9 protein-coding genes and 1 pseudogene are annotated in these 14,820 nt (G+C 43.1%); 4 read left to right on the forward strand and 6 right to left on the reverse strand.

The genetic code is table 11. The features are described 5' to 3' along the window. Positions 1-168: 168 nt before the first annotated feature. The 6 genes and pseudogenes from P0M28_RS28245 to P0M28_RS31220 all read right to left on the reverse strand — a co-directional run. Positions 169-1,761: an RICIN domain-containing protein gene (locus P0M28_RS28245; RefSeq protein ID WP_302206856.1), complete on the reverse strand. Its 1,593-nt coding sequence runs from the start codon at positions 1,759-1,761 to the stop codon at positions 169-171. Positions 1,762-1,929: 168 nt separating this feature from the next. Beyond that, complete coding sequence (locus P0M28_RS28250; protein WP_302206857.1) at positions 1,930-4,563, reverse strand: choice-of-anchor D domain-containing protein; 2,634 nt, start codon at positions 4,561-4,563, stop codon at positions 1,930-1,932. A gap of 207 nt (positions 4,564-4,770) precedes the next feature. Next, a complete protein-coding gene (locus tag P0M28_RS28255) occupies positions 4,771-5,886 on the reverse strand; it encodes an RICIN domain-containing protein (RefSeq protein WP_302206858.1) in 1,116 nt (371 codons plus the stop codon). 647 nt (positions 5,887-6,533) lie between these two features. Continuing rightward, complete coding sequence (locus P0M28_RS28260) at positions 6,534-8,315, reverse strand: helix-turn-helix domain-containing protein (protein ID WP_302206859.1); 1,782 nt, start codon at positions 8,313-8,315, stop codon at positions 6,534-6,536. Positions 8,316-8,372: 57 nt separating this feature from the next. Beyond that, positions 8,373-9,611 carry a glycosyltransferase gene (locus P0M28_RS28265; protein ID WP_302206860.1) on the reverse strand — a complete coding sequence of 413 codons (1,239 nt, stop codon included), beginning with the start codon at positions 9,609-9,611 and terminating at the stop codon, positions 8,373-8,375. Between the two features lie 73 nt (positions 9,612-9,684). After that, positions 9,685-9,825, reverse strand: a pseudogene (locus P0M28_RS31220) (integrase core domain-containing protein); the annotation flags it as partial. Between the two features lie 198 nt (positions 9,826-10,023). Between P0M28_RS31220 and P0M28_RS28270 the strand changes: the two are divergent. The 4 genes from P0M28_RS28270 to P0M28_RS28285 all read left to right on the forward strand — a co-directional run bounded on the left by P0M28_RS28270 (position 10,024) and on the right by P0M28_RS28285 (position 14,747). Next, the gene (locus tag P0M28_RS28270; protein ID WP_302206861.1) at positions 10,024-11,457 is read left to right on the forward strand and encodes a sulfatase; all 1,434 of its coding nucleotides are present in this window, start codon (positions 10,024-10,026) and stop codon (positions 11,455-11,457) included. Between the two features lie 93 nt (positions 11,458-11,550). Further along, entirely contained in the window at positions 11,551-13,173 is a 1,623-nt protein-coding gene (locus P0M28_RS28275; protein WP_302206862.1) for a sulfatase family protein, read from the forward strand. A 179-nt stretch (positions 13,174-13,352) separates the two neighbouring features. Further along, the gene (locus P0M28_RS28280) at positions 13,353-13,874 is read left to right on the forward strand and encodes a TetR/AcrR family transcriptional regulator (RefSeq protein ID WP_302206863.1); all 522 of its coding nucleotides are present in this window, start codon (positions 13,353-13,355) and stop codon (positions 13,872-13,874) included. Between the two features lie 48 nt (positions 13,875-13,922). Next, a complete protein-coding gene (locus tag P0M28_RS28285) occupies positions 13,923-14,747 on the forward strand; it encodes an oxidoreductase (protein WP_302206864.1) in 825 nt (274 codons plus the stop codon). Positions 14,748-14,820 lie beyond the last annotated feature (73 nt).

A 14,820-nucleotide genomic window follows, 5' to 3' on the forward strand; every position in this document is an offset into this window, starting at 1 on the left:
TTGAACGGTTGAGTAATTTATACTCACAAAAAGACGGATACTGAAGTGCTAAAGCGGTTCTCGGACTCGTATTAGGAATTCTCTCCTTGCTACTGCATTGATCTTAGTTTAACAAAATTGAATAGTATCTCTTGGCGGGGTCTTTCAAAGCAACATAAACACGCTATATCAAAATCTGCCCGGTCTTACAGCACGATAGTTATCATCTACAAAGTAGGTTCGCCATTGTTTGTCTGCCACCTTCCTACCTATTTTGTAAGTACCGTCTCCCAAGCTAGTTGCAGAGTGATAATCATAGTTATTGTATTTAACCCGTGGTTTTAGAGCCATTACTTTATTCGGTTTATTGGGGTCATAAACATAGATAATAACCTTGCCCTTATTCCTATCTTTTTCTTTTTTTCCCCTGTATCCATTCAAATCATAACCAATAGCCAAGACCACATGGTTTTGAAGTGGGTTATATGTTGTTGTGTTTAGTCCTAATATAACGGGCTTTCCGCTGTCTATTCTCCTTTTCAAATCGTATAACCTACCCTCAAGTCCCCAGTAGAAGAATTCTCTGTCCCTAGCACTAGCAACGTTAGTTCCGGCAAATTCTGCCCACTTAGCTGCGTTCCCCTCCCAACTATTCATGTGTCTTTCGTATATGTATTCCTCTAAGGGGCTTAATTCAGCGGGGACACTTTCGTTGGAAGGTATGGGAACATTATGAACATAATGATCCATGGCTGCGTAAATCATCCCTCCACACATTCCTTGCATTTTTATAAATGAAATATCCCTATTGTTTGAGCTGAAAGAGTTAGAAAACTTAAAGCCATGCCTTTTAGGATCAAACGAAGTAAAGTTCCGGTCTAACCATCGGGTTAATTTCCATTGTTGAGCATTAGAGCCATTTCGGGAATACATCCATACACTAGTATTGGGTTCGTTCCGTCCCCCTTTTACCTCCAGATATGTCCCGTTTTTAGATTTAATGAAAAAGCTTCCACTAGTAGCTTCCAATTTCCACTTAAAGCCATCCTTTCTATCATAATCCCATAGACGTACTTCAGCTTCAAGACTTTTTTTGTTCTCATACACATGAACGTATAACCCTAAATCGTTTTTTATATAGTAATATCCGTCTCCGGTAGGAATGAAGTGAAAGGTCTGCTTCGGACTACTCTTTTGATTATCAACGTAAATGCCGGATCTATTTTCATTTTTTCTTACCGTCAAAAGAAGGTTATCATTCATTGAAGACTTAATCTGTACTTTATTTTTTTCGTACCATTTGTTTTCACCTAACTTTTTGATTCTCCATTTTTCAACATTTTGGTTATTCATCCAAGCACTAATAGATTCAGCGTTGCCACCTTTAATGTCTAACGAGGTGCCTAATTTATTTTTTACATAGAAATGTCCCCCTTCTGCTTCTACTAACTTCCATTTAAAGTTATCCTTATTGCTAAAATCCAGTAGACGTACCTCAGCTCTTGGATTACTATTATTTTTATAAACATGGAGAAACCTCCCTAAAGCGCTTTGAATAAAGAAATAATCATCTTCTTCATCAGTGGGTATAAACTTGAAAACTTGTTGAAGGCTATTCTCATTGCTTCTCACAAAAATTCCAGACTCCTGTTTATTGCTTCTGGCTGTTAAAACTTTGTTATTACTCTTGGTGATAATTTGATAATAGATATCTACTTCTTGGGCGATTACGCTACTTGACAATAGCACAATAGATAGTAATAGTACGAGTTGTGTTTTCATTTTTGCTTTCATTTTTCTGTTTGCATTGTAGTCTTATGGGCTGTAATGCCAGCCCCATCAGAAGTGGTAAGTTTGGTCTCTTGTATAATGATAATTTTCTGGAAGGGCTTACTATTCATCACAGTCTTTTATAATCAGTTAGCGAGTTAGCTTTCAATCATCCAAAACTTAATATTTTATAATTTTATTAATGAGTACCTTTTCACGCGTGGTGAAAGTAAGGGTATAGGTGCCTACCGCAAGCCCTGATATATCCAATTCTAAGGTGTGGGAGGCTTCTCCTACCAAGATTGTATTGCCTAAGGCATCAGCGAGTACAAATGTACTGTTGCCAGAAGGTAGATTTTTTGCCATGACTCTATCTCCGGTGGGGTTGGGATAAATCATTACCGATTCCTGCTCCGTAATTGAAAGTGAAGTGATGATCTCGGTTCCCGTTCCACTCAGGTTAATGGTATAGGTACCTTCGTCGGCATCATTGCTGGTAATGATGAGTGTGGCGGTTTTTTCCCCCTCGCTGGTGGGCGAGAACGTGACCGTAAAGGTCTGCGTGCTATCACCCGCCAGGGGCGAGATTATTTGGGCTTGATCTACCGTAAACTGATTGGCCTGGGTACCAGCTAACACCAATAAACTTCCGGCCGTACCCGAAAGCATTAAATCTGCGTCGCCCGTATTTTCCAGGGTGAAACTGACTTCGGTAGAAGTAGCATCAATATCCACCTCGCCAAAATCGTAGGTCTCCCCCGAGGCAATCGCTGTAGCATCTTGGGTTAGGTTGATCTCTGGCTCGGTGATGGCTGGTACCACGCTGGTTCCGCTTAGGTTAAGGGTGTAGGTACCCTCATCAGTATCATTACTAATGATGGTTATCGTAGCGGTCTTTTCCCCCTCGCTGGTTGGAGAGAAACTTATTGTGAAACTCTGATTGCTACCCGCTGCAATCGGTGAGGTCACGTCAGATTGGCTTACCACAAACTGATCGGTATCCGTACCGGATAGCACTACTAAACTTCCGGCTGTACCGGATAGCTCTAAATCTGCCTCACCCGTATTTTCTAAGGTGAAATCAATCTCCGCCGAAGAGGTATTGGTATTGAGTTCCCCAAAATCGTAGGTCTCCCCGGAGGCAATTGCGGTGTTTCCCTGCCTTAGGTTGATCTCGGGAGTACCCACGGGTGCAACCACCCCGGTTCCACTTAGGTTAAGGGTATAGGTACCTTCGTCGGCATCATTGCTGATGATGGTAAGTGTAGCGTCTTTCTCTCCTTCACTGGTGGGGGAGAACGTGACCGTAAAGGTCTGATCACTACCAGCAACAAGAGGGGAGGTTATTTGGGTTTGATCTATCCTAAACTGGTCGGCATCCGTACCGGATACCGCCAGTAAATTTCCTACCGTACCAGAGAGTACTAAATCTGCGGTACCGGTATTTTCCAGGGTGAAATCGACTTCAGCCAAAGAGACATTAGTAGCTACTTCACCAAAATCGTAGGTCTCTCCGGAGGCAATCTCCGCAGTATTTTGCTTTAGATTGATCTCTGGGTCTGGGAATTCGTATACCCTTACGTGCCCTGCATTTCTATCTGTTCCTTCATTACTCGGAGCCCCAATGGCAACGGTGTTCCCATCCGAGGAAAGGGAGACAGAACGGCCTGATCCGTCAAATAATGCTTCTCCATCAATATTATTGCCCCGTTGGGTCCAAGCCGTGCCATTCCAGGTGTAGACCCGTACGCGTCCTGCACGTACGTCTGTTCCATCATTACCAGCATTACCAGGAGCCCCAATAGCCAGGGTATTCCCATCCGAAGAAAGGGAGACAGAAGCGCCTGATTCGTCCACAATGTCTTCTCCGTTAATGTCATTGCCCCGTTGGGTCCAAGCTGTACCGTTCCAGGTATAGACCCGTACGTGCCCAGCATCTGATCCAGCTCCGTCATTACCAGAAGCCCCAATAGCTAAGATATTCCCATCCGAAGAAAGGGAGACAGAAGTGCCTGATACGTCCCCAATTGCTTCCCCGTCAATATCACTGCCCCGTTGAATCCAAGCCGTTTCATTCCAGGTGTAGACCCGTACGTGTCCTGCTGTACCTGAGCCGAATAAATCATTGGGCGCCCCAATAGCCAGGGTATTTCCATCCGAGGAAAGGGAGACAGAAAAGCCTGAAAAATCCCCGGCGGCTTCTCCGTCAATGTCATTGCCCCGTTGAATCCAAGCCGTTCCATTCCAGGTGTGGACCCGTACGTGCCCGGCACTTTCACCTGTTCCGTCGCTAAAAGGAGCCCCAATGGCCAGGGTATTCCCATCCGAAGACAGGGAGACAGATCTACCTGATCGGTCACCTGCTGCTTCTCCGTCAATGTCATTGCCCCGTTGAATCCAAGCCGTCCCATTCCAGGTGTGGACCCGTACGTGCCCGGCACTTTCACCTGTTCCGCCATTACCAGGAGCCCCAATAGCCAGGGTATTCCCATCTGAGGAAAGGGAGACAGAAACGCCTGATACGTCCCCAATTGCTTCCCCGTCAATATCATTGCCCCGTCGAGTCCAGGCCGTACCGTTCCAGGTGTACACCCGTACGTACCCTGCAGGACCCAAACCTAAGAAATCATTGGGAGCTCCAATAGCTAGAGTATTCCCATCAGCGGAAAGGGAGACAGAAGTGCCTGATCGGTCTTCTGCTTCCCCGTCAATATCATTGCCCCGTTGGGTCCATTGCGCTTGGGTACTAAAACTGCTGGCTAGGCACAGCAAAACAAAGCTGATGCAATTGATTTTTTTAGTAAAGTTTCTCATAAATTGGTATTAGGTTTGGTTTGTTCTGTTTATTAAGTACCCAATCAGATTAAGGTATAACTCCTAAGGCGTCACCGCGAGGCTCTGCGAAGCGGTCTCCCACAGCGTGAGATCGCTTCGTTGCTTCGCGCCTCGCGATGACGGCCATCGTGGCGCAGTAAAAAGTCGTATTTTAATTTGCATGACTACTTATGACCGCTAGCACTATCATGGTCGATAGGTAATCTGTAGGTTCAATGGGCTAAAGGTTATTCTTTTAATTCTAGTATCATCTGAACATTCGTTGTTATCGCTAATGTCGTTACCTCCGGTATCACCTACTACGTGAATGAATTCAGCTATCCCATCTCTTGAAATACACTTAGAATTCGGTTGGCAGTCGTCACCCTGATTGAATCCATAACCTCGAGAAGGACTGGTAATGGTGTAGTCAAACTCCGTTTTATCGTGAGGCGATAAAACCTCATCTATCGTCCAACTAGGCGGCATAATCAGAATAGTACGAACCCATTCGCCCTCTACTTCCGACCAGTCAGGTTTTGTTTCTTTCGCATTGAACTTAATAATTGCCCGAAGAGCATCTCGGCCTTGAACCAACTCCACACTTCCTCTGATTCTGGGTCCGTTGCCAGCAAACTCGCGATCACCCCGTAGCAGGGTAGTGGGACACAGCTCCGTCACCATATTAGGTATGAACTTCTTCTTAAAAGTAATAGGCTGGTTTGTTTCGTGGAGTTTCCATATTCGCCCCAGATCACCACGCCTAGAGCCTACTGTATTCGTCCAGACTGGCGTTTTAGCCTCACTACTACTCTCCTGCACATCCAGGAACGTACCTAATTTTGATTGAATATAGAAGTTTCCAGCCAAATCTTGCCAAAGTTTCCATTTCAGATTATCTTGATTGACAACCTCCCAAAGGCTTACCTCAGCTTCCGGATCTTTGTTGGCTCCATTTACGTGTAGGGCTCTTTTACTTTGGGTATTAGAACGTATGTAGACATAACCATCACCAGCATCTTCAAAAGTAAATTGCTGCTCTTTCTTAGCCGTGAATGCATCGATGTTTAGCGGTGCCCTACGATTTGGGTTAGCACCTTCCACTTGAAGAAACCTATTGGAATCACCCACCCCCGATTGGATGTAAAAGGTTTTGTTCAGATAGACTATACCAAACACGGGTCGTAGTATTGGTCCCTCGATAACAGGGGGTAGTATAGGACCAATAGGGGGTTGAAACGGTCCGAAAAAATCCTCAGTTTGAGAGGAGGGGACTTCAGGCTCGATTAGTTCTTCTTCCGGGTTACATGAAAATGACAACATCGTTATTAAAACTAGTACTGCATATTTCATTCTTGAAAATAAGATTGTTTTCATGGTTTCTAAGTTTTTAAAGGATCAATGATAAGAAGTACTTCCTATGGCCACAGGATTAAATAAAACTGTTTGAATGTTAGTGTCATCATTACCGCTATTGTCACCATTAATTACGACCAATTCTTTTTATGACCCTTCGCTAATGGTTCGGACTTCTTGCCCTCTTCCAGTTTGAAAACAATCGAATATCAAATCTCTAAAAAAACTCCGATTCTGATAAACACGTATGTTGCCAAAACCTGTAACTTTTTTCACCCGACTTGTACGTATGTTGCGGACTTTTGTACTCTTGTTGTATAAATGGCAAATAGATAATTGAAGGAAGGGGGGGGATACTGGGTAAAGGCCTTTACCGTGAACTATGGATTAGGTTTCACAATGAAAACTCGTAGTGCTTGATTTCTAAATGCTAGCCCTCAAGCCGGGCGGGCTTCTACTTTTCCATCGATGAAAAGTAGACAAAAATCTAGAAGAATTTGAAACTCGCTACGCTCAAACAGCAAATTCTTCCTTTCTGGGCGGAGAAGAATATTTCAATGCATCATAACTCATATGCATTTAGTATTTGGTCCCTTAGCAGCTAAGGAAATACGTTAGGAAAGCGCTTTGGGTAATTTTACGGGGTAGCTACGTTCACGAAACCCTACTCGTTTTACCAATGCATCAAATTCAGTGAGTTGATGTAAAGGATAGAATTGTGGTTCACTCACTAACCAAGGTACTTCCATCTCTTTTTCATCGATGGCGGTTCTGATCCACCTAAGCGCATCCACCGTTTCACCAAGGGCAGTATGGATAACAGCCATAAACCAAGCGGGTGAACCGGGTTGGTTCTTTACTTTCATTTCTTGTAACTCACGCAACAGCGCTTTGGCTTGTTCAGGCTCTCCTTTTTTCGCGTAGGCTGCCCCCATCCAGCCTAATATTCTGGGGAAGCGTTTGCCCACCAGTTGAATAGCTTTTTGGAATAAATGAATAGCCTGATCATACTTGCCAATATTTAGATAGAAAAAGCCCGAATTATCGTAAGCCGAATAATTTGCAGAAAAGAACGGCAATCTTTCCTCAATGTAGGTTTCCCCTTCCTCATATAAACTATTGTAGTAAAAGGACATGACGATAGAGAAATTTGGGTAGAAAGGCATTTCTTTATCAAGATATAATGATACCTGCAAGGCCTCTTCGTGCCGATTCTCAATTTGTAGATAATCGCGGTACATGATGTAATTCAGGGGTTTATTGTCTTTTAAACCCATCTGATAGTATTGGTTGGCTTGGAGAAATTTCCACTGAAAAAAGGCCAACTGAAAACCTTTCATAGTAAAATTAAAATGCCAATCTTTATCTAACTTGATGGCAATAGCTAAAAACTGTTTGGCTTTTCTAAACGCTTCTTTAGTATGAACACCAGCCGCAAAAGTGGAGGCCTTCATGTGATAATAATTAGCGATTGCGGAGTAGGCGGGGGTAATTGAGTTCTCGATTTTGATGGCTTTTTTAAAATACTCCAAAGACTTTTCAACCTCCTTGGTGCCGAGCTGATTCATGTAATACATACCCTTTAGATAATTATCGTAAGCAACTGAATCATACGAAGTCCTTTTTGTGATAAGGGAGTATTCTTCTTTTGAAATATTTATTTTTAGCGCACGGACAATACTTGTAAAAATTTCACCTTGAATTTCCAGCACATCAAATATGTTTCTGTCATAGTTTTGTGCCCATATAATCTTACCGTCATACGTGTCCAACAATTTAATTTCTATTCTTATTGTATTCGCCTGTTGTTGTATACTACCCTGTACAATGGAAGACACACCATATTTTTCTCCAATTTCTTTTATAGGGATTAATCTCGAAAGCACCAATGAAGAAACCACTTTAAGGCCATCGATATTTGATAAATGTCTATCTATGGCGTCCACCATACCATCTACTAGGTATTGATTATGTTCATTCGGGCTTAAATTTTTAAAAGGCAAAACCATGATGGTTTTATCAAGCTTGATAAAACCTTTCTCTATTGAATCTTGTGGTACGTATCCGTTCTTACCTTTAGCTTTGCTCGGTGGGTAGCCAAAATACTTTGTAAAACACTTACTAAAATAGGACGGACTGGAAAAACCAACGTGATAGGTTACTTCGGAAGCAGTTATCTCTTTCTTCAAGAGCATTTTTTTGGCCACCTCCAAGCGATATTCCCGAATTACTTGGCTGACCGACTTTCCATGTATTTTTTTCAGTTTGCGGTGTAAATGGGAACGGCTCATCCCCATAAGTTTCGATAATTGCCCGACTCCAAACTGCTCATTCTTAAGATTATTATCGATATGATGTTCTATCTTTTTTAAGAAGTTTTGGTGCTTTGTAAGCATTTTAATTCAAAAAGGTTAGTTTAACCCAATAAATTTAACAAAAATTGCTTTTTAGTTCTAAACCGGAGGCTTTAACGGTGTCTTGTTTTTTAGTAACTGACCAACTAAATCGGCTACTTCTTGAGCTCCTCCATAATTTTTTAGTGAGTTTTTCATGATCTGAACGTTTCTGCGGTAAATACTCTCTTCATCTAGTAGTTTCGTTAGTCCCGTTTTGTATGATTCTACCGTTGGGTTTTTAGCATCCATGACAATACCAATTTTGGCTCTTTCCAAAAACTTAGCATTAAAAAACTGGTCATTGCACAAGGGTAAGAGTGCCATTGGTATTCCCTTGGCCATACACTCTAAAACTGAATTTGCCCCTCCGTGACTAACCATGACATCAACTTGATCCAATACTTGAAGCTGGGGTACATAGGGTAACACAATACTGTCCTCGGGAAACTCTTTGTCAAAACCTTCACTATAAAGACTACCTACCGACAAAATCAACTGCACATTTAATCCTTCTAACGCTTTTGCAACGGTAATAAACAACTTGGGATGGTAGAAAACCATACTTCCCAGGGACATATAGACCACTTGTTTACTTTTGTTAATTTTCGCAAACGGAAAATCGGTTTCATCTCCCCGGCTATTTGCCGGAAATGGTGCTCCTACGTAATAAGAAAAATCATTCTCCGCCAACTCTCTAGAAATGTATTCTTCCGAAGTGAAAACGGTATTTAACCAGGGAGAGATTACATCGGCTACCCGAAAATCTATCTCTCTGCTAATAGAACTAAAAAGGGCCAGTCGCTCTTCCTTGAATTTTTCATGAGTCTCAGTTAAATCACTCGTCCACCCCTTTGGTACGACGGGATTAAGCGAATTGGAAACTCCCACCCAGGGTATTCCTCGTTTTTCGGCAACAATTGCTGTAGCGTAAACCATTGGGTCCGATACAATAATATCGGGTTCAAAGGAATTTACCACTTCCGTTAACTCGTCTATCAGAACTGGAACGCTATCAATAAGGAAAGTTTTTATCCATAGTTGCATCCAGCCTTTATCCTTCATTTTGTGGGCAAAGTCAGCACCCTGAACTGTAAAGTCATCTGGAATATCAGGTTCTCTTTGCGGTGTGTAACATGTGCAATGAATACCTGCTTTGAACAGTTGTTCTGAAATATCGTCTTGAGCAAAAAAAGCGACTTCAAATTTCATCTGATAGATGCGTTGGGCAACCCCTATCATTGGATTGATATGTCCCTGAACCGGAAGGACAACAAATAAAACTTTCTGCTGATTCATCTACTATTTACTGAGCTTTCTTAATGTAGCTCACCTAAAAGTAAAGTTTTTATTCTGTATTTGCCAACGCACACTATATGAGCTTAATAGTTGAGCAACTGATGAGGTCATTAAAATCAGCCTTCCACTTCTCAACTATCTTTCTGACTTGATCTAGCAACTGGAAAATGTAAGCATCTAACAGCTCCCTTCTCATACTCCTGCTAAGGTGTTCTACATATCTATTCTACATGGGTTTATCTAGTTGAATATCGGTGTCGCCTACCATTCTTACGCTGGTTAATGAACCCTGGACTATCATTCACCCAAATCGGTTGGGATAGTCCTCGGGTCTTCCGAAGCTGTTCATAAGATATGAACTAACTATTAGTAGCAAGGCCAATATTCCGATACTTTTCGTTTATTTGAGGCTATGCAACGTATCGCTTCATGTTTACTAACGGTATTGGCTACTCTAGGTGCCTGTCTCTCACCGAGTGAGGTGCCCGAAGAGCCTCAGCAGCTTTCTTATAATGTAGTCATTTTTCTGATTGATGATCTAGGTTGGACAGATTTAAGCTGCTACGGTAGTGATCTGTACGAAACTCCGAATATTGACCGATTAGCCCAAGAAGGCGTTAAATTTACCAATGCGTATTCCGCATGCACGGTGTGTTCGCCCACCCGCGCCGCTATCATGACGGGTAAATATCCAGCCCGATTGAACATTACCGACTGGATAGCGGGGCACCAGAATAAGTACGGAAAGCTTTTGCCTCCCGACTGGACAAAATACTTGCCCAACAAAGAAATTACCATCGCCGAAATTGCTCAAGCAGCAGGTTACGTAACGGCTAGCGTTGGTAAATGGCACTTGGGCGATTCGGTAGTATATTATCCGCAGTACCAAGGTTTCGATCGGAATGTGGCGGGGTATTACCGGGGGCAGCCACCAAGCTACTTTTATCCCTATGTCCGGGGAAATGATACCTTGCCGTATCTAGAAGGTGGAGTGGAAGGGGAGTCCCTGACTGATCGCTTAACTGACGAAGCCTCCCGCTTTATCACTGACCATGCCGAACAACCCTTTCTGCTGTACTTTCCTCACTATGCAGTGCATACCCCCATTCAGGGCAAAGATAGCTTAACTGCTTACTACCAAAGTAAAGTAACGGATAGCTTGCAGCATACCAATGCCAAATACGCCGCCATGATTCACAGCACTGACGAAAGCGTAGGTCAAATTATGCAGTTACTGGATAGTTTGGGGATCAGTGATCAAACGCTGGTAATATTTACTAGTGATAATGGTGGGCTAGAATTGCGAAACATTACCCAAAATGACCCATTACGGGCAGGAAAAGGCTCGGCTTACGAAGGGGGTATTCGGGTACCAATGATTGTCCGTTGGCCTAAGGCTAAGCGTAACGTAGAAATAATTGACGAGCCCGTAATTACAATGGATGTGTTTGCAACCGTGGCCAACGTTTTGGGAACCGGAGGAGCGCAAGATTATCATCAGGACGGTGTGAACCTATTGCCTCTGCTGGAAAGGGAGGCTGAAACGCTAGAGCGGGAAGCATTGTATTGGCACTATCCGCACTACCATCCGGGTGGAGCGAGTCCGTATTCAGCCATTCGGCAGGGAAATTATAAGCTGATCGAGTTCTTAGAAGACGAGCACCTAGAGCTCTATAATCTGGAAGACGACATTGGCGAAGCCAACAATCTCATCAGTGAAGTGCCCGAAGTAGCTAATGATTTATATAACCAGCTTGAAACCTGGCGGAATGAAGTTAGTGCTCAAGACCCTGTACCCAATCCGCAGTATGATTCACTAAAGGCGAAGGAATTCTATCGGTTTTAGAAATAGAAGAAACTTTACTAGGCTTCAGCGAATTACTACCAAAAACCTCAAATTCTGTGTACTATTGCACTAAGTCAACCCACTTTACGTACTATGAACAACCTGCGTCAGCTACTATATTTATCAATTTCTCTTATTACGGTGTGGGCATGCCAGCCGGAAGCTCAACCGGACGAAGAGCCTTCTCACCGTCCTAATATTCTATTTATCATGTCGGACGATCATGCCTATCAGGCTATTAGTGCCTACTCTGATAAACTGATAGAAACGCCCAATATTGATCGTATTGCAGAAGAAGGTATGCTGTTTACTAATGCCTGTGTTACCAATTCTATTTGTGCACCATCACGAGCAGTAATTCTGACTGGCAAGCATAGTCATCTGAACGGTAAAATTGATAATCGTTTTCCGTTTGATACCACCAATATCACCTTTCCGCAATTGCTACACGATGCGGGCTACCAAACCGCGATGTTCGGTAAACTACACTTTGGTAACAGTCCTAAGGGCTTTGATCAGTTTAAGATTCTGCCGGGCCAGGGAACGTACTATAACCCGGATTTTATTACCAAGAGCGAAGGTAAAGTGCAGGTTGAAGGCTATACTACTGATATTATCACCGACATGACGCTGGGTTGGCTAAAAGAGGAGCGGGAGGCGGAAAAGCCCTTTTTGCTCATGTACTTACACAAAGCTCCGCATCGCGAATGGCTACCAGCCGAACGTCACTACAAAGAGTTTGTGAAGAAAACGTTTCCCGAGCCAGAAACCCTGTTTGATGACTACGAAGGACGGGGGGCAGCAGCCAAAGAAGCTGAAATGAACCTGCTAAAGCATATGAATTGGGCAGGAGATTCAAAAATCCGTCCGAGTCTGCTAGATAGTTTAGGAATACCTGAAACTGAAGATTGGGATCACGAAGCCTTTGCTCGGGAGGTGGGGCGACAGAATGAACAGCAACGCGCCGCTTGGGATGCTGTGTATGATTCTATCAACAGTCATTTTCGAGAGAACTACGCCAACATGAATCAGGAAGAACTAATGCGCTGGCGCTACCAACGCTACATGCAGGATTATCTGGGCAGTATTGCTTCGGTTGATGAAGGGGTAGGGCAGGTACTGGACTATCTGGAAGAAAGCGGGCTAGCCGAAAATACCATTGTGGTCTATACTTCCGACCAGGGTTTTTACTTGGGCGAACACGGCTGGTTTGATAAACGCTTTATCTACGACGAATCATTTAAAACTCCATTGCTAGTTCGTTGGCCAGGAGTGATTGAACCAGGCTCCAAGAATACCCAAATGGTGCAAAACTTAGATTTTGCCCAAACCTTCTTAGCTGCTGCCGAAGTGGAGGCACCATCTGATATGCAGGGAGAAAATCTGATCCCACTGTTTAAGGGAGAGACTGAAAACTTCCGGGATGCGGTTTACTATCATTACTACGAATATCCGTCGGTGCACATGGTAAAACGGCACTACGGCATTGTTACGGAAGATTATAAGTTAGCTCACTTTTATTACGATGTAGACGAGTGGGAGCTGTATGATCGTAAAAAAGACCCTCAGGAAATGAATAATGTTTACAATGACCCGGCCTACGCTGAAGTAGTTGAAAAGCTTCATCAAGACTTGGACGAACTCCGTACGAAGTACAAAGATTCTAAAGAATTAGATCAGAAGTACATTGATATGTACCAGAATATGGTGAATTGATTTTTGGTAAGCGGAGCTAGTTCATTACATGGAATATAATAATTGGCAACCAAATGAAGGGTTAGTTATCAATCCGTAGTTGGGTGCGAAACACTCTGGAGCAGAAATTTTGAGAAAAGTAACTACTATTTGAAACCTAAAAAGAGGATTTGCGTAAATGTAAGTGATTACTCACTATTATGACAGAAAAGCAAGAAAAAATTATTCAAGCTGCTTTAGAGCTATTTGCTCGTGAGGGGTATCATGCTACCTCTACTAGCAAAGTGGCTCGCCACGCTGGGGTTTCCGAAGGTTTGATTTTCCGTCACTTCGAAAATAAAAAAGGGCTTTTGCGGGCTATAATTAGGGTGGGGGAAGAGCGGCTACAATCGCTGTACGCTGCTATCGTATTGGAGTCTGACCCAAAAAAAGCAGTGAAAAAAGCGATTGAGCTACCATTTACGGTGCCTGAGTCGGAGTACGGGTTTTGGAGGCTTCAATACAAGCTAAAATGGGAATTACCAGACTACACCCCAGGTAAGATGGAGCCGCTACGAATAGCTTTATCTAATGCATTTGAAAAACTTGATTATGCTTCCCCAAAAATGGAAGCTGAATTTCTGATTCACTTTCTAGATGGACTGGGAAGCGGATTACTAAAAAACGACGTAGTTGAGAAAGAAAAACTACGTCAGCATTTACTGACTATTTACGAGGTGTAAAAGTTTTACATAAATTATAAGTGATTACTTACTCAAAAAATGAATACTATGAATAATCAAAAAGTAGCCTTAGTTACCGGAGCATCTTCCGGTATTGGTAAAGAAATTGCCAAAAAATTATTAAGCGATGGGTTAGTGGTGTACGTGGCCGCCCGCCGAGTGGAAAAAATGCAAGACTTAGAGTCGCTAGGTGCAATTGCTCTAAAAATGGATATCACCAGCGAAGCTGATATTATTCAGGTAGTTGAGACAATTACGCAGGAAAACAATGGCGTAGATGTGCTGGTAAATAACGCTGGGTTTGGCAGCTACGGAGCTGTGGAGGACACTTCTATTGATGACGCCCGATATCAGTTTGAGGTAAATCTATTTGGTCTGGCAGCACTCACCCAAAAAGTACTGCCCCACATGCGCGGTCAACGGTCAGGAACAATTATTAATATCTCTTCTATGGGAGGTAAGATGTACACACCTCTGGGAGCTTGGTACCACGCCACAAAGTACGCTCTGGAAGGTTGGTCCGACTGCTTACGGTTGGAGTTAGAACCTTTTGGTATTGATGTAGTCATTATTGAACCTGGTATTATCAATACTGAATTTGGTGATGTGATGACTGGGCCAATGATGGAGCGTTCGGGTAATTCAGCTTATTCTAAGCTAGCTAGAGCTATGGAAAAATCTGCTCAAGAGTCCTATGAAAAAGGCAGCGGAAGCTCACCAACGGTTATTGCCGATACCGTAGCCAGAGCAGTAAGGATGAAAAAGCCCAGACCTCGCTACGCTGTGGGTAGTATGGCTAAACCCTTAATTTTCCTCCGCTGGTTACTCAGTGATCGCCTGTTTGACAAAGCGGTTATGAGCCAAGTAAAGTAATACTTATTCCGCTAGTACAAAAAAGCAGTTCATTGAGCTGCTTTTTTGTTGCTTAGTAGATGAGTGTCAGCGA

Origin of the sequence: Tunicatimonas pelagia (assembly GCF_030506325.1) — a bacterium.
Taxonomy (GTDB): domain Bacteria; phylum Bacteroidota; class Bacteroidia; order Cytophagales; family Cyclobacteriaceae; genus Tunicatimonas; species Tunicatimonas pelagia.